Origin of the sequence: Microcoleus sp. MON1_C1, from assembly GCF_036701945.1 — a bacterium.
Taxonomy (GTDB): domain Bacteria; phylum Cyanobacteriota; class Cyanobacteriia; order Cyanobacteriales; family Microcoleaceae; genus Microcoleus.
Genome location: NZ_JAUBRO010000008.1, coordinates 95,275 through 112,033, shown reverse-complemented (window position 1 = coordinate 112,033; position 16,759 = coordinate 95,275). Strand labels below are relative to the sequence as shown.

At 47.6% G+C, this 16,759-nt stretch carries 6 protein-coding genes; all 6 read right to left on the bottom strand.

All coding sequences use genetic code 11. The features are described 5' to 3' along the window. Positions 1 to 35: 35 nt before the first annotated feature. The 6 genes from QUA62_RS06640 to QUA62_RS06615 all read right to left on the bottom strand — a co-directional run bounded on the left by QUA62_RS06640 (position 36) and on the right by QUA62_RS06615 (position 16,759). On the bottom strand, positions 36 to 5,792 hold the full coding sequence (locus tag QUA62_RS06640; RefSeq protein WP_333403163.1) for an amino acid adenylation domain-containing protein: 5,757 nt from the start codon (positions 5,790 to 5,792) through the stop codon (positions 36 to 38). After that, positions 5,789 to 9,028, bottom strand: a complete 3,240-nt coding sequence (locus QUA62_RS06635; protein WP_333403161.1) for an amino acid adenylation domain-containing protein — start codon at positions 9,026 to 9,028, stop codon at positions 5,789 to 5,791. Before QUA62_RS06635 ends, QUA62_RS06640 begins: the two co-directional genes overlap by 4 nt. A 22-nt stretch (positions 9,029 to 9,050) precedes the next feature. After that, positions 9,051 to 10,100 (bottom strand): TauD/TfdA family dioxygenase, encoded by a 1,050-nt coding sequence (locus QUA62_RS06630; protein ID WP_333403159.1) that lies wholly within the window; start codon positions 10,098 to 10,100, stop codon positions 9,051 to 9,053. A gap of 66 nt (positions 10,101 to 10,166) precedes the next feature. Then, entirely contained in the window at positions 10,167 to 11,708 is a 1,542-nt protein-coding gene (locus QUA62_RS06625) for a condensation domain-containing protein (protein ID WP_333403157.1), read from the bottom strand. Then, positions 11,698 to 13,386 (bottom strand): pyridoxal-dependent aspartate 1-decarboxylase PanP, encoded by a 1,689-nt coding sequence (gene panP, locus QUA62_RS06620; RefSeq protein WP_333403155.1) that lies wholly within the window; start codon positions 13,384 to 13,386, stop codon positions 11,698 to 11,700. The genes QUA62_RS06625 and panP overlap by 11 nt, the downstream gene beginning before the upstream one ends. Positions 13,387 to 13,483: 97 nt before the next feature. After that, positions 13,484 to 16,759 carry an amino acid adenylation domain-containing protein gene (locus QUA62_RS06615; RefSeq protein ID WP_333403153.1) on the bottom strand — a complete coding sequence of 1,092 codons (3,276 nt, stop codon included), beginning with the start codon at positions 16,757 to 16,759 and terminating at the stop codon, positions 13,484 to 13,486.

Here is a 16,759-nt window from a genome sequence, read left to right as displayed (position 1 = left end):
TATCGTTACCTTTGCCTGGAAGAGATGAGAGGGAATTAAATTACTGATTCAGGAATCATTTCGCCCATCGCTACAACAATTTTTCGCGAACCGATAAATGGATTGCGACTGTGAGCGGCAAGCATATTATCTAGCATTAAGATGTCTCCTGCTTGCCAGGGAAAACTAACAGCAGCTTGCGCGTACACTGCCTGAATTTCTTCCATTACCGAGTCTTCAATAGAAGTGCCGTCACCGTAATAGACATTGCGGGGGAGGTTCTCTTCTCCAAAAACAGAGAGCAAGGAAGCGCGGGTTGCCGCATCTAAGCAGGAAATGTGGTGCAAGGGAAGTTGGTTAAAAAATACCATCTCTTGGGTTTTTGGGTGCTTGGCAATTGCGGGACGAATTTTGCGAGTTCTCAAATTATTTCCTGCTGTCCACTCAAATTCCATCCCAGCTTGGCGGCAGTATTCCTCAACCACGGATTTGTCTTCCGTTTGGAAAAAATCTTTCCAGCTTACATCTAGTCCGTCTGTGTAGTTACGGACGTACATAATTTGCTTTTGGGCAAATTTTTCTCTGAGTTTCGGGTCTAGCAACTGGTAAATTTTACGGCAGTCAACAATCGGCGTTTCTCCGCCTTGTTGCGCTGGCTGAACGCAGAAAAACCAGATTTTCATCGGCCAGCGGTGCAGGTGCGAACTCTCGCTGTGAAATAAGATAGCTTTATCTGCTGGGTAAGGAGTTGAACCGTAAACTTTTCCGCTAACTCCTTCGCGTGGCAAATCCCCGTACTCCCCAAATAATTCCGAACAAATTGAGAGTGCAAACTGCTCGAATGCGGAAACCGCAGGGTCGATGAACCCTCGAAAAAGAATCCCTCCATGCTGTAGCAATTTTGCTTCTATAAATTCGCGGTTATTTTTCGCCCAGTCTGCGAGATCGACATCGGCTACTGCGGGTTTTGCCACTAAAGGAAAGAGTTCGTCGGGGTGCAGGTACTCGGTTTTTATTAATTCGCCCTGCGGCAAAGCCACTACTTTCGGCTTGACGCTTTTGAACTTACTAAAATTGCTTTTTTCACGCTTTAATTCTTGCATGGCTTGTTTCTGCTTCTGGGCTTCTGTGAGAATTTCTAAAGTGTTCAAACGACTGTCAGGCTGCGCCGCAATGCTGCCTAGGAGGGTTTCAAAGCGATTTGACATTTGAGCGATCGTCTCTCTGTCAAATAGGTCGGAATTATACTTCCAACTGCCGACAATTCCTCTCTCTGTTTCCGACACAAATAGCGCCAAATCAAATTTAGCCGTACCGCTATCAATGGCAACCGGGATTAAAGTTAAACCCGCCATTTCTAAAGCCGGCATAGGCGCATTTTGCATGACGAATAAAACTTGAAATAGCGGTGTTTGACTCAGGGTGCGATCGGGACGCAGTTCTTCTACCAGTTTGTCGAAGGGCAAATCTTGGTGAGTGTAAGCTTTTAATGTCACCTCGCGGACGCGATCGAGCAGTTGGCGGAATGTAGGATTGCCGCGCATATCGGTTCGCAAGACGAGGATATTGACAAAGAAACCAATTAAAGCTTCAGTCTCAACTTGTGTGCGGTTTGCCAAATCAGTACCGACGACAATATCTTCTTGATTTGTGTAGCGATAAAGCAGCGTTTGAAGTGCTGCCAACAATGTCATAAACAAGGTGACATTTTGTTGCCGACTGAGTGCGTTTAGCGCTTCTGAAACTTGCCAATCAAGCTGGAATTCTTGAATCTCAGCTTGATTGCTAGAAACAGCAGAACGCGGTTGTTTTGCTGGCAATTGCAGCGGGGGCAAAATTTGACCCAACTGCTGCTTCCAGTCAGCGAGTTTTGCTTCCAGAACTTCGCCTTGCAGCCAATTTGTTTGCCAAACAGCATAGTCTGCGTACTGTACAGAAAGTTCGGGTAGGGGAGAAGGTTTGCCACTGCCGAAAGCTTCATAAAGCGCCGCCACTTCCCGCACGAGTACCCCCATCGACCAGCCATCAGCTACGATGTGGTGTACTGTCAGTAACAGCAAGTATTCTGTCTCGTCAAGATGTAACAAAGTGACGCGCAGTAACGGCCATTTTGTGAGGTCAAAAGGCTGTCGCGCTTCTTCAGCGGCGAGTCGCATTGCCTCGGCTTCTCGTTCAGCTTGCGATAACTCTCTTAAGTTTACGATCGGCAATGTGAAATTAAAAGATGAAATAAGAACCTGAGCGGGTCGTCCTTCCACCGATTTAAAAGTTGTCCGCAATGCTTCGTGCCGCTTGATAATCTCCTGAAAAGTTTGCTCTAGAACCGCTACATTGAGCGCTCCCTTCAAGCGCACGGCTGCTGGGATATTATAGGCAGGATTCCCCGGCTGCAATTGGTCGAGAAACCACAGTCGTTGTTGTGCAAAAGAAAGGGGCAATTCTCCCTGCCTTGAAGCCCGCTTGATAGGGGGTGCTTTCAGTTTTTGCTCGCCGCGATATTGCAAGAGGCTTTCGGTCACCGTTGCGACGGTAGGCGATTCAAAAAGAGAGCGCAAGGGTACTTCAACTTGAAAAGCTTCTCGCAGGCGAGAAATCGCCTGAGTAGCCAGCAATGAATGACCTCCCAATTCAAAGAAGTTATCGTGAATTCCAACTCGCTCTAAACCGAGAACTTCCGCCCAAATTTCTGCTATTAATTGCTCGTCGGGAGTTCGAGGCTCGGTAAAATTGCTCTCGAATTCTGCTGTCTTTGTGTCAGGTGCAGGTAGCGATCGCCGATCGATTTTTCCGTTAGGCGTTAAAGGCATTGCTTCCAGCAGCACAAACGCTGACGGCATCATGTACTGCGGCAGTTTTTGTTTGAGAAAGACGCGCAAGTGATTAATAAATTCTGAATGCGTAGGAGTAGTGTCCCCGTCTCCGCCCCGGAGTTCTGAGTTAGCAACGATATAAGCTACTAAACGCTTGTCGCCCGGATTGTCCTCTCGAACCAGTGCGATCGCTTCTCGCACGGCTGGGTATTGGCTGAGTACCGCTTCAATTTCGCCTAATTCGATGCGAAATCCGCGAACTTTCACCTGGTGGTCGCTGCGCCCCATAAATTCAATGTTTCCATCTGGGAGATAGCGAGCCAAGTCCCCGGTTTTATAGAGGCGTTCCGAAAGAATAAACGATGAAGGATGAAGGATGAATGAAGCATGAATTCCGTCCTCTGCAAAGGGGTTAGGAATAAACTTCTCTGCTGTCAGTTCCGGCCGGTTTAGGTAGCCTCTAGATAAGCCGGCGCCGCCGATGTGCAGTTCGCCAAATACGCCAACGGGAACCGGCATTAAATAGCGGTCTAATATGAAAATTTGAGTGTTAGCAATCGGGCGACCGATGGAAACTGATTCATCTTTGCAATCAACCTGATAGAGAGTAGACCAGATAGTGGTTTCTGTAGGGCCGTATAAATTCCACACAGCAGCGCCGCGCAAAAGCAACTGATTTGCTAGTTGTCGCGGTAAAGCTTCTCCCCCGCACAGTATTTTTAATTGATGGTTTCCCTGCCATCCTGCTGCTAAAAGCATTTTCCAACTGGCTGGAGTAGCTTGCATGACTGTCGCGCCAGAATTTGTTAATGTTTCTAAAAGCTTTTCCCCGTTAGATGCCACTTCTCGGCTGGCTACAACAACGCGAGAACCTGTTGTAATAGGCAGGAACAGTTCCAGCGCTGCAATGTCAAAAGATAAGGATGTTACTGCTAGCCAAACATCTCGCTCTGCGATCGCAAGTTGTTGGCGCATAGAACTCAAGAAGTTAACGACAGAGGCGTGGGAAATTTGCACCCCTTTGGGTGTACCTGTTGAGCCTGAAGTATAGATGACATAGGCTAAATTGGACGAATTTTGTAAACCCACGACTGGCTCGTCGCAGCTCGATATGCTTTCCCAATCTGCATCCAGAAACACGAGGGAGGCGCTATTTTTTGGCAGGGTTTCTAATAGCTTTTTCTGAGTGAGTAACACTGAAATTTTCGCGTCTTCCAGCATGAATGCAAGGCGCTCTGGTGGATACGCAGGATCGAGGGGAACATAAGCGCCACCGGCTTTGAGAATGCCGAGAAGCCCTACCATCATTTCTAGGGAGCGCTCGACATAAATTCCCACCAAAACTTCTGGGTTGACACCAATTTTTTGCAAGTTACTTGCGAGATTATTTGCTTTTTTGTTCAGTTCTCGGTAAGTCAGATATTCATTTTCAAAGACGACAGCGATCGCATCCGGTGTCCGCTCTGCCTGCGCTTCAAATAATTCGTGTACGCACTGATTTTTAGGAATTTCCGATTGAGTATTGTTCCACTCAAACAGCAGTTGCTGCTGTTCAGGTTTCGTCAAAATTGGCAAACTTGAAAGGCGCTGTTCGGGATTAGCAGCTATACTTTCTAGTAAGGTTAGAAAATGTCCGGCTATCCGCCGTGCAGTGCTAGCGTCAAACAAATCTTGGCTATACTCAAGCGTTGCATTAATACCCTCTAATCCTTCCTCCAGGTCAAGCGCTAAATCAAATCTCGCCGTTTTCCGTTCTATTTCTAAATTGCTCAACGTCACTCCTGGCAATTTTATCTGCGGCGTCCGAACATTTCGCAGAGAAAACAATACCTGAAATAGCGGATTATGACTTAAATCTCGTTCGTGGTGAATGATTTCTACCAGTTTCTCGAAGGGCAAATCCTGGTGGTTATACGCGCCGAGAGCTACTTCTCGCACCCGACCCAGTAACTCTTTAAAAGTCGGGTTGCTCGACAGATTGGTGCGGAAAACTAAGGTGTTAGCAAATAAGCCAATTACTTCCTCGATTTCGCGTCTGTTGCGGTTAGCAATGGGGGAGCCAACTAAAAGATCTTCTTGCCCGGTGTAGCGATAGAGCAAGGTTTTAAACGCTGCCAGCAGGGTCATAAATAAAGTAGCTTTTTCCCGCTGGCTTAATAGGGTAATTTCCTCTGCGATTGCCTTGGGAATGGTGAATTTATGCACCGCACCTCGGAAGGTTTGTACTGCCGAGCGGGGGCGATCGGTTGGCAAATTGAGTACGGGGAGATTGCCTCCAAGCTGTTTTTTCCAGTAAGCAAGCTGCGTCTCTAAAACTTCTCCCTGCAACCACTGGCGCTGCCAACTTGCAAAGTCTGCGTACTGTACTGACAGTTCGGGAAGGGGAGAGGGTTGGCCAGTGGAAAAGGCTTGATAAAACGTGGCGAGTTCCTGGATGAATATTCCCATTGACCAGGCATCGGAAATGATGTGGTGCGTACTCAATAGCAGCACCCAGTTTGAATCGCTCAAGTGCAGCAATTTGGCACGCAATAAGGGTGCTTGTGACAAATCGAAAGGAAGCTTTGCTTCTGCGGCGATTAACCGTTCAACTTCGCGATCGCGCTCAGTTTCAGGAAGCGATCGCAAATCTATTTCTAAAATTTTCAATTCCAGATTGGAAGCGATCGCCTGAACGGGTTGCTCGTTTATTGTCTTAAAAGCCGTTCGCAAAACTTCATGACGCTTGACAAGTTCGTTGAGACTGCGATCGAGGGCTCTCGCGTCGAGTGTTCCCGTCAAACGCACGCCGGCGAGGATGTGATAGGTAAAGTTGCCTGGAGTTAGTTGCTCAAAAAACCACAACCGCTGTTGAGCAAACGATAGAGGAAAAGTGTTAGACTCTCGACTTTGAGGCAGAATTTTTTCTAGCGAAACGCTTTCTTTTTTCTGGTTTAGTCGCTGCAACAGCAACTCGCGCTTTTCAGGAGAAAGAGCCGCGATGCGTTCGATTAAATCACTCATTTGCTGACTCCTTGCTGGGCGAGAATTTCCTGAATTTGTGCTTCTGACAGTTGCTCGAGGTCTGCTAACACCTGAGCGAGCATTTCATTGTCTGTTTGTTCGACTTGCTTTTGCGCGATCGCTACAGCAAAATCGGCGACTGTGGCCGACTCAAATAAACGGTGCAAAGGCAACTCGACCTGAAATGCTTGGCGCACTCGGGAAATTACTTGAGTTGCTAATAGGGAATGCCCTCCTAATTCAAAAAAGTTGTCGTAAATGCCGACTTTTTCAAGTTTGAGAACTTCAGCCCAGATAGCGGCTAAAACTTCCTCGATATTTGTGCGAGGCGCGACAAAGTTTTCTGTCAACTCCGGTCGCATTTCGTCAGGTGCGGGCAGGGCTCGTCGGTCTACTTTTCCGTTAGAAGTTAAAGGAAAACTTTTGAGGATCGCAAAAGCAGAAGGCACCATGTACTCCGGCAATTTTGACGTTAAAAAATTGCGAATTTCCTTGTGGGTAGGTGCTTGTTTCTGCTCGGAAACCAAATAAGCCACCAGGCGCTTTTGGGCCATCTCGTCTTCCCGCGCCACAACTACAGCCTGCACGATATCTGGATGTTGCCCCAGCACCGCCTCAATTTCTCCCAATTCAATGCGGAAACCGCGAATTTTTACTTGGCCGTCAATTCGCCCGATAAATTCGATGTTTCCGTCTGGCAAATAGCGAGCCAAGTCGCCGGTTTTGTACAGTCGCGTCTTTGCTTGCGTGTCAAATGGATTGGGAATAAATTTTTCTGCGGTTAATTCAGGGCGGTTAAGATATCCGCGTCCCAAATTATCACCGCCGATGTACAGTTCACCAGGTACGCCTATCGGCACTGGTTGCAAGTAAGAATCCAAGATATAAATCTGAGTGTTGGCAATCGGATGACCGAGTGGAACTGTGTCAAAATCGCACCCAATTTTATCAAATTCCACTTGATAAGTCAGGACACCTACAGTTGTTTCTGTTGGCCCGTAATGATTGAATACTGAGCAACTGGGAGCAAGATTGCGAAGTGTTTTAATTAAGCTCCAGTTGGCAGATTCACCTCCTAAAATAAGCCGTTTACCAGGCAAAATTGACTTGGGTTGAGAGGAATTTAAAAGGGCGGCTAGGTGAGAGGGAACTATTTTGAGGCAGTCGATGGGATTGCAGCAGAAATATTCACCCAGTGCCTCTGGATCGGTGGCGCGTTCTTGGGAGATAATATGCAGGCAACCGCCGAAACAAAGGGCGGGGAAAATCACTGTGTTTCCTAAGTCGGCGGCGAAGGTGGAAACGGTAGCAAAACTGGCATCCGCGGGTAGGTTTAATTTTTCCTGAATGCTGTGCAGGTAATTGAGCAGTTGCCGATGTTCGATCGCTACTCCCTTGGGCGTGCCAGTGGAACCGGAAGTATAGATGACGTAAGCTAAATTGTCAGAAGAGGCGCGAGGCGTGTAAGAGGCAGAAGTAGTGGGAATGTCTGTATCGATGCAAACAATATTTGCCTGAGTTTTCGGCAAGCTTTCGATGAGCCGCGGTTGTACGATCAAAACCTTTACCCGAGCGTCTTCTAGCATTAGCGCTTTGCGCTCTATTGGGGTCGTTGGATCGATCGGTAAATAGGCGCCACCGGCTTTGAGTACGCCCAGCATTCCTACGATTGTTTCTAAAGAGCGATCGAGGCAAATGCCAACAACGACCTCTGGTTCAACTCCCAAGTTTTGCAGGTGATGGGCGAGTTGATTGGCGCGATCGTTTAGTTCTCGGTAGGTGATTTGTTCACTTTCAAAGACGACGGCAATGCTGTCTGGGTGGCGTTCTGCTTGTTCTTCAAAAAGCTGATGAACGCATTTATTTTTCGGATAATCTTTTTGAGTTTGGTTAAAGTCAATGAGAAGTTGCAGCCGATCGCGAGCGCTCAGTATGTCTACCTGACTGATAGCGACTTCTGGATTTTTGACTACGCTTTCTAAAAGCGCCTGAAAGTGTTCTGACAAACGCTTTATATCTGCCGCAGCAAATAAAGCGGAATCGTAGTGAAATTCAGCGCTTAGGGAATTGCACAGGCGGAGGCAGGAGAGCTTGAGTTTGAATGGCTCTAAGCAGGCATCTTGCCGAACAATGGAAAATGAAACGTCTGAATTACCATAGTTCTTAGGCTCTCCTTGGAACTCAAAGCAAACGGGCCAAAAGCTGCTGCTTTTTTCGTTTCCTAGGATTTGTTCCCAGTTAAAATATTCTTGCCAGTTGTACATCTCGTTGAGATTAAGCTCAACTTGCTGCCTCGCTTGTGAGAAATTTAACTCGTCTTGCACTTGCCACTGTAGGGGTAAGTATTTGCCCAGCAGCCCCAGAGAGTGTTCTAATTCTTCATATTTTCTGCCGTCAATCGCTACGCCGATTATCGGGTTTTGCTCTCTGGTAAGCCGCCCAATCAGAATTTGCCAGCAAGTCAGCAGGAAGGCAGAAATATCGCTTTGGTGTTTTTGGGCGATCGCTTCCAAGCTGTTCAACAAATCACCCCGAATTTCCACCCTTTCTACTAGCGGCTTAAATTCCGTTTCGGAATTCTTCTTTTCCCAAGGAAGCGTTAATAAATCCCAAGATTCAATGTTCAGCTTTCGCCAGTATTCTTGGCCGATTGCCGTTTCTTCTGATTCGAGTAACTCATTTTGCCACTCAGCAATATCGGCATATTGCATTGACTCATCAGAGAACTCTTCCCCGCACGCGCAGGCTGAGTAGGAAAGACTGAGTTCGCGGGTAAAATTTTTCAGGGTGGCACTATCTGCAATTAAGGCAGAGAAGTTCGCCAGCAATAGGTGCTTGTCTTGGGCCAGAGTGGCTAAAGAGATGTGCCAAAGTGGGCCGCGCTCAAAATCAAAAGGAAGCAGGTTTAGTTGCTGAAAAAGCGCTGCGATTTTAGCTTCTTGTTCTTCGGGAGACAAACCGCTCAGATTGTGTTCCGAGATAGGAACTTCACCAGTGCTGGCGATCGCTTGCAGGGGTAGTGTCATCCCAGAAAAGCAGTGAAAGCTAGTCCGCAGGATTTCGTGCCGATTCACGACATTTTGCAGCGCACTTTTAAGCATCTCTTTGTCGAGATTTCCGGTAATTAAAATTGCACCTCGAACGCGATAAGTCTGTTGGGTTTTATTTTGCTGTAACCCCCACAAATGCCGTTGCTGTGGAGAGATTCTAAACCCTTCGATTGTTTCGTTTTGCATTTCTAAAGTTCCTTTAATAAGCCTAAATATCTTGACAGCTAAACGCTTCTGCCATACCGACAACAACCCGACGCGAACCTGAAAATGGCGTGCGTCCGTGCGCGGCTAGCATATTATCTAACAGCAAGACATCTCCTTCTTCCCAAGGGAAAACAATCGTTTCTTGCTGGTAGCAGCGACGAATTTCGTCTAATATAAAATCTTCAAGGGGCGAGCCATCGCCGTAATAAGCATTGCGGGGTAAATCTTCCTGTTTAAAAGAAGTTAAAAGCTCTTTGCGAACGGCGGGTTCGAGATTGGAAATGTGGAAGAGGTGAGCTTGATTAAACCACACCATTTCCTGAGTTTTTGGGTGCTGGGCGACGGCTTGACATATTTGCCGAGTTCTCAAGCGATCGCCACTTTTCCATTCTAACTCAATTCCCGCTTTTTTGCAATACTCTTCTACCTCTATTTTGCTATCAGTATTGAAGACATTTTGCCAGGGCAAATCTACGCCACCGCCGTAATTTCGCACATACATAACCTTTTTTTGGGCAAACTTTTCTCTAATCTTTAAATCCAGGCTTTCAAACACTTTGCGACTGTTAGCAATCGGGGTTTCTCCTCCCTGTTCGGCTTTCTTGACGCAGAAAAAAGCGATTTTCAGCGGCCAATTTCGAGAATAAGCCATTTCATTGTGCAGGGGGATGAATTGCTCGGCAGGATACTCGGTGGAAGTGTAGATATTTCCGCTCACCTGACTGCGCGGAGTTGAGCGAAAAGAATATTCCAGCAAGTCGCCAGCAATAGTTTGAATAAACTGCTCGAAACCATTCACCCCGCCGACTTCAAAGCCTCGAAAAAGTATTCCTCCGTGCTTCCATAACTGTGTTTCAATTGATGAGCGATTGTTCTGTGCCCAACCTGCGAGATTTAATTTTTCTACTGTTGGCTGAAGAACTAGAGGTAGAAGGTTTTCGGGCTGGAGGTAGGCGGTTTTGACTAATTCCTCTGAGGACAGGGTGACGGCTTTGCGCCTAACTGATCCTAACTTTTGGGAATTGAGATTCTTTGTTTCTGTATTTGTCATAGTTTTGGGTTTGGTGAAATTCTTGCGATTTTTCCCGAAAAAACCTGAGAGATTGAGCCATCATTTTCAACTTTTCATAACTTTGCGTTTAGCCATTTTTAATTTTTGAATTCCCGAAAGATGAATTTGTTTTTCCTGCTCGATTTGGTGCTGCCTTTCTGCTTCGGCAAGAATTTCTGCCAAGTCGTCGAGCCTGATATCTGGCTGGATGACTACCTGGTTGAGGAGGATTTGAAAACCTCTCACCATTCGGGCAATGGTCGCAGCCTCAAATAAGTCTGTTTTGTACTCAAATAAGCCTTGAATTCCTTCTGAAATCTCCCAGAGAGTGAGGCTTAAGTCGTGTCTCGACATACCGACATCGAATTCCAGAATGCTCAAGGTCAAACCTGCTAACTCCAGGGGTGGCATGGGCGCATTCTGGAGTACAAACCACACTTGAAACAGCGGGTTATAGCTGAGATTTCGCTCCGGCTGCAATTCCTCCACAAGCTTTTCAAAAGGAACATCGGGGTGAGCGTAAGCTGCTAACGCTACCTCGCGTGTTCGACCGAGTAGTTCGCGGAAAGTTGGATTACCTGCCGTGTCAATTCGCAGCACTAAAGTATTGACAAAAAATCCAATCAGTTCCTCTAATTCAATGCGGTTGCGATTGGCAATTGGAGAGCCAATAGCGAGGTTGTCCTGCTTTATTTGGCAGGAGAGCAAGGATTGAAATGCTGCCAACAACGTCATAAATAGGGTGACATCTTGTTGCTGGGCGAGCGTTTTCAGCCTTTCAGTTAAAGAAGCAGAAATCACAAAAGATTGCTGCGATCCTCGGAAAGTTTGCACGGCAGAGCGCTGCTTATCTGTTGACAGCACAGCTAAACCGCCTCCCAATTGCTGTTTCCAATAAGCGAGCTGTTTTTCTAATTTCTCTCCCTGGAAATGCTGCCGCTGCCAACTGGCGAAGTCGGCATACTGTACGGAAAGTTCAGGCAGCGGGGAGGGTTTGTCAGTGGAAAAAGCTTCATAAAGTGCGGCTACTTCTCGCACCAATACCCCCATAGACCAACCATCAGAAATAATGTGGTGTATCGTCAGCAGCAACACATATTCTGCCGAACCCAGTTGCAGCAGAGTGGCCCGCAGTAAGGGATCTCGCGTTAAGTTAAAGGGGCGTTGGGCTTCTTCCAGAGTACGCTGCTCAATTTCAGCTTGCTGCTCAGTTTCTGGTAAATGTTGCAAGTTTACCACCGACAAAGCGAAATCCAAGGAAGGAGAAATCAGTTGAACAGGTTCCCCGTCCACTTCTGCAAAAGCAGTCCGTAAAACTTCGTGACGCCGGACAATTTCATTGAGTGTTTGTTGCAGTGCCGACAAATTCAATTGTCCTTGCAAACGCACAGCAGCAGGAAGGTTGTAGGCAGGGTTTTCGGGAGACAATCGATCGAGAAACCACAGCCGTTGCTGGGCAAAAGAAAGGGGAGCAGAATTTTGCTGCGATCGCCTGGGAATGCGCTTAGATTGCTCAGCCTGTACTGCCTCTTTGCCCAATGCTTTGAGGAGGAGCGCTCGCTTCTGGGGCGAGAGGTTTTTGAGTCGTTCTGAACGATTAGTAGACATGATGATTCACCTCCTCGCAGTGGTCGCTGTTTGTGATAGTTAAGGAAAGTTTTGCTGCTATTTTGAGCTGGTCGTTTAAAACAACGTTGATATCTGCTTCAGTGGTAAGGGGGTTGGCAAGGACGACTCGAAAAGCAACAATGGGAATGGTTTTGCCATAACAGGTGTTTTGCAGGGTTGTTCGCGATACGAAGGTGTGACCGGCTCGCCGCTGGGCCTCCTGAAGGCGCTCGTTAAATTGATTGATGAATTGGTTGTCTGCTTCGGCTAGTTGTTTTTTGGCTGCTTTTTCCCTGAAGGTTTCTGGAATGTAGCGGTATAAAAGAATATTAATTTCTGGTTCGAGCAGCAATTCAAAGGCTGGATTTTCCCGAATTAAATTGGCCAAGTGCTGCGTTTTATCGATGCCTCCATCTATCAAAAACTCATAGCCTTGATGGCCGATGATATTCAACGCGGCTTGCAAGTACAAACTCGCACCGGGTCGAGAGCCTTCGAGAGAGCGCTTGCCTAGATCGATGGAGTCTTTTCGCACCGTGTAAGGTGCGTGTTTTTCAATAACTTTGGCGGTTTGGGGATTGCGGAATAAAACCAGACCGATTCCCATTGGCAAATACATTTGTTTGTGTCCATCTATGGTGACGGAATCTGCTAGTTCAATGCCTGCGAATTTGTGCCGGTGACGTTCGGAAAAAAGCACGGGGCCGCCCCAAGCGGCATCGACGTGAAAGTGAGCGTTTGCTTCTTGGGCGATCGCGGCTATTTCTGGCAGCGGATCGATACTTCCCGAATCGGTGCTGCCTCCAATACCGATAATTGCCAGAATGTGCAGATTGCGATCGCGACATTCGGCCACAGTTTGGCGCAGCGCTGCCAAATCCATACGGTGATTGGAATCGGTAGGGATTTTTAGGAGATTGCGATCGCCAATGCCTAATAAACCGGCAGCTTTTTCAAAAGAATAGTGCATCAAATTGGAGCCGATTATCACCATTCCCTTGTAGCCGTAAAACTCTAAAGCTGCGTACAAGCCTTCTTTTTCAATGCCACTAAAGTTATTTTTTGGCCCTAAAGAAGCGTTGCGAGCGCACCACAAAGCTGTGATATTAGCTAGGGTGCCACCCGTTGTCATGATACCGAGCGTGCTGTCACTTTTTTGAATGTGCTGGTTATAAAAATCCTCAGAAAAATCGTAAATTAATCGGTGCATCATTGCCAAAGTCTGGCGCTCGCAGGGGCTTAAAACTTTGGCAGTTTCCATCTTGACTAAATTTTGATTCATCGCGGTTAACAGCTTCGCGATCGGGCGCACAAAATAGGGAAGTGCGCTCGTCATGTGACCGATATATCGGGGGGAAGATGTGTGAATGGAATGGGCGACGAGGGTTTGGGTCAAATCATCGATATAATTGCCAACATCTGTAGGAAGGGCGGGAATTTGGTTTTCCCTAAACTCCTGAATAATTAGCTCTAAGTCAATATCTGTACTAGCGGTTTTTGCGTACAAAAAGTCTTGAACTAGGGCAGAAATTCGCTCCTCCATTGCTTCTTCTGCCAAAAAGGACTTTTCTGAAGCACTGAATAGCTCCATTAACTTTTCTTCAAGTGGGGTAACAGAAGCTTTTAATGGCTGCATTACATCTTGAGAATCTTTGGCTTTTACTGTTAGTTTATTCATCCCGCATCAATCCTGTTAAATGGGCTTTTTTGTCTCTTCTTCCCACCGAAGCCTTAAGGAGAAAAGGGCTGTTTGTGCTTTTTTCCCAACCCGATATTTACTCAGTCAGCATCACAGTTTGTGCTGACTCTCCCTCACTCTTTTCTAAGAGGTCGAGCAATTCATCTATCTGGTTAGAATCGGCGTTTGCCAGAATTTCTTCCTCGATTAGTTCAGCTAAATTCTCAATGGTGGGAGCGGCAAAAAAATCGCACATCGCTAACTCTACCCCAAAGCACGATCGCACTCGCGATATTAACTGTGTTGCCATCAGAGAGTGACCGCCGAGGTCAAAAAAGTTTTGGTTGGTTCCTACTTTTTCTAGCCCTAAAAGAGCAGTCCAAATCTCAGCAATTTCTTTCTCGGTGGGCGTTTGTGGCTCAGTGAATGCTGTTTCATCAGAAACATAATCGCACCTTTGAGATAAGGCGAGGCGGTCAATTTTTCCGTTGGGCGTTAGTGGCAGCGCATCTAATAGCACAAAAGCTGAAGGCACCATGTAATCTGGCAGTTTGTGCTTCAAGAATGAACGCAGTTCGGAAATAAGTTCTGGGTGCTGATTTATGAGCCCTGAGTTAGGAACTAGGTAAGCGACTAGGCGTTGACTGCCTGGTTCATTTTCTTGAAGCAAAACAGCAGCGGTGGACACAGAAGAATGTTGAGAAAGTGCTGCCTCTATTTCTCCTAGTTCGATGCGGAAACCGCGAATTTTTACTTGGCAATCGCCACGACCCAGAAATTCTATATTACCATCCGGCAGGTAACAACCGAGATCGCCTGTTTTGAACAAAACTTTTTGAGGAGAATTACCGAGAAAATCTAATTTTTCTTGCCCAAACGGGTTAGAAATGAATTTCTCCGAGGTTAAGTCTGGGCGGTTTAAGTAGCCCTGTGCCAATCCATCGCCGCCGACGTAAATCTCGCCGGGAATTCCTATGGAAACGGGTTGCAAATTGCGATCGAGCAGATAAATTTGCGTGTTGGCGATCGGGCGACCGATTGGAACTTTCTCGACACAGTGAGTTGCATCGTACCACGTCACGTCCGCAGCTACTTCCGAAGAGCCATAAAGATTGATTAATACCCGTTGGGGCATCTGTTCTCGAAATTGCTGGCAAAGTTCCATCGGCAGAGTTTCTCCGCTGCAAATCCAATATTTTAATTGAGGCAAACGCCTGTCTAAATCAGAGAAGGAATCTAAGAGAGCGCGCAACAAAGAAGGAACCAGCACCAGTCGCGTTACATTTTGTTTTGATAAGGTTTGAAGGAATTGGTTAATATCTTTGACGGAGCGATCGGGAATAATCACAGTTGGCAACCCATGCAGCAAAGGAGCAAAGATTTCCCAAACCGAATCGACAAAATTTAAGGAGGTTTTTTGACAGCAAATATCTTGTTCGATAAAAGGGTAGGGGTTCCAAAAACAGCGATTGACTGTGCCTCGGTGGGTGCCGAGTACGCCTTTGGGAGTGCCTGTCGAGCCGGAAGTGTAGAGGACGTAAGCGAGGTGATCGGCTTCCACTTTAACAGCGGGGTTGCGATCGCTCTGGCGGGAAATTTCCTGCCATTCGGCGTCGATACAGACGACTTTAGCGCTGTGTTCGGGGAGGGTTTCTAGGAGGTTTTTTTGAGTCAAAAGCACCGGAACTTTTGCGTCGGCCAGCATGAAGGATCGGCGTTCTTGGGGATAAGCAGGATCGACAGGAACGTAAGCGGCACCGACTTTTAAAATGCCCAAAATGGCCGCCAGCATTTCCAGCGATCGCTCTAAGCAAATTCCCACCAAAACTTCGGGTTTTACACCTAGAGATTGCAGGTAATGCGCGATTTGGTTGGCTTTGGCATTCAATTCGCGGTAAGTCAATTGTTCATTTTCGCAAATTGCAGCCACTGCATCTGGGGTTCGCTCTGTTTGCGCTGCAAATAATTCGTGAATTGAGGAATTTTTGGGGTAATCCGCTTGGGTGTCGTTCCACTGGACAAGTAATTGCTGGCGTTCGGCGGCGCTCAATAAAGGCAATTCTGACAGTTTCCGCTCAGGATTGGCAGTCATTCCCTCTAGTAAAGTTTGCAGGTGTCCGAGCATCCGCGCGATCGCACTGTCCTCAAAGCGGTTGCTATTGTAACCAATTTTGAGCGCCAACTCCTCACCCGGCACCACCGTCAGCGTTAGAGCATAGTTCGTCTTTTCAAAAGAAAGAACGCTTTCTATTTCCAGGTTTTGAACCCGCTTCTGCAAAGAAGCCTCTAAGGGATAGTTCTCAAAAACTACCAGCGTGTCAAACAAAGGCAGCCTGCGCGGCACTTCGCTCCACCGCTGCACCTCTACCAAGGGGCTGTATTCGTACTGCCGCGCCTCTATTTGTCTGTCCTGCAACTGCTTGAGCCAAGACAGCAGCGAGTCTTTTGGGCGAATCTTGACGCGCGCGGGCTGGGTGTTGACGAACAGCCCCACCATCGATTCTACTCCCGCCAAGTCTGGTGGACGACCGGAGACAACCGTTCCAAAAATGATGTCTTCCTCGCCGCTGTAGCGGCTCAGAAGCAGCCCCCAGGCTCCTTGCACTAGAGTGTTCAGCGTCAATTGCTGCTGCCGAGCTAACGATCGCAGCGCTGCTGTTGTCGCTACAGGCAGCAGGATTTGCTGTTCCCGATCGCTTTCTTCTCCCGCTGCGGACCCAAAATCCCGCTCAATTGGCAGCGGCGTGGGTGCGGTAAAGCCTTCGAGGCGCTGCCGCCAAAACGACTCAGCCTCAGACAAATTCTGCTGCTGTATCCAAACAATGTAGTCGCGATAGGGGCGCGGGCGCGGCAAGGATAATTGCTCGCCGTTAAGGAAGGCTTGGTAAAAATCAAAGACTTCTGTGAGGATCGTGGGGTTAGACCAGCCATCTAGCAGCAGGTGGTGGTGGCTCCAGATGAAATAATAAGTATCTTTTGCCAGTTTGATCAGAGTCATCCGCATCAACGGCGGTTGTCGCATATCGAAACCCCGATCGCGATCGCTTTTGAGAAAGGTTTCTAGCTGCTGTTGCTGTGCTGCGGCCGCGAGCCCTTGCCAGTCGCACTCCTCCCAAGGCAGTTGGACTTGTCGGTACACGACTTGAACGGGTTCTTTGAGGCCTTCCCAGACGAAGGAAGTACGCAAGATGGGATGTCGATCCGTCACCTGCTGCCACGCCTGCTTGAATGCCTGCGGGTTCGCCAGTTTGCGAAGCGTGCAAGTTAATTGCTCGAAATAAACTCCGGAGTTGGGAGAGTAGATGGTGTGAAAGAGCATCCCCTGCTGCATGGGCGAGAGGGGGTAAAAATCTTCAACGTTGCTTTTGCCCAT

What these genes read in the sequence shown, in the direction of transcription:
- QUA62_RS06615 (WP_333403153.1), bottom strand. Translation starts at nt 16,759, where the DNA reads ATGGGCAAAAGCAACGTTGAAGATTTTTACCCCCTCTCGCCCATGCAG.
- QUA62_RS06635 (WP_333403161.1), bottom strand. Translation starts at nt 9,028, where the DNA reads ATGCAAAACGAAACAATCGAAGGGTTTAGAATCTCTCCACAGCAACGG.
- QUA62_RS06625 (WP_333403157.1), bottom strand. Translation starts at nt 11,708, where the DNA reads ATGTCTACTAATCGTTCAGAACGACTCAAAAACCTCTCGCCCCAGAAG.
- QUA62_RS06630 (WP_333403159.1), bottom strand. Translation starts at nt 10,100, where the DNA reads ATGACAAATACAGAAACAAAGAATCTCAATTCCCAAAAGTTAGGATCA.
- panP (WP_333403155.1), bottom strand. Translation starts at nt 13,386, where the DNA reads ATGAATAAACTAACAGTAAAAGCCAAAGATTCTCAAGATGTAATGCAG.
- QUA62_RS06640 (WP_333403163.1), bottom strand. Translation starts at nt 5,792, where the DNA reads ATGAGTGATTTAATCGAACGCATCGCGGCTCTTTCTCCTGAAAAGCGC.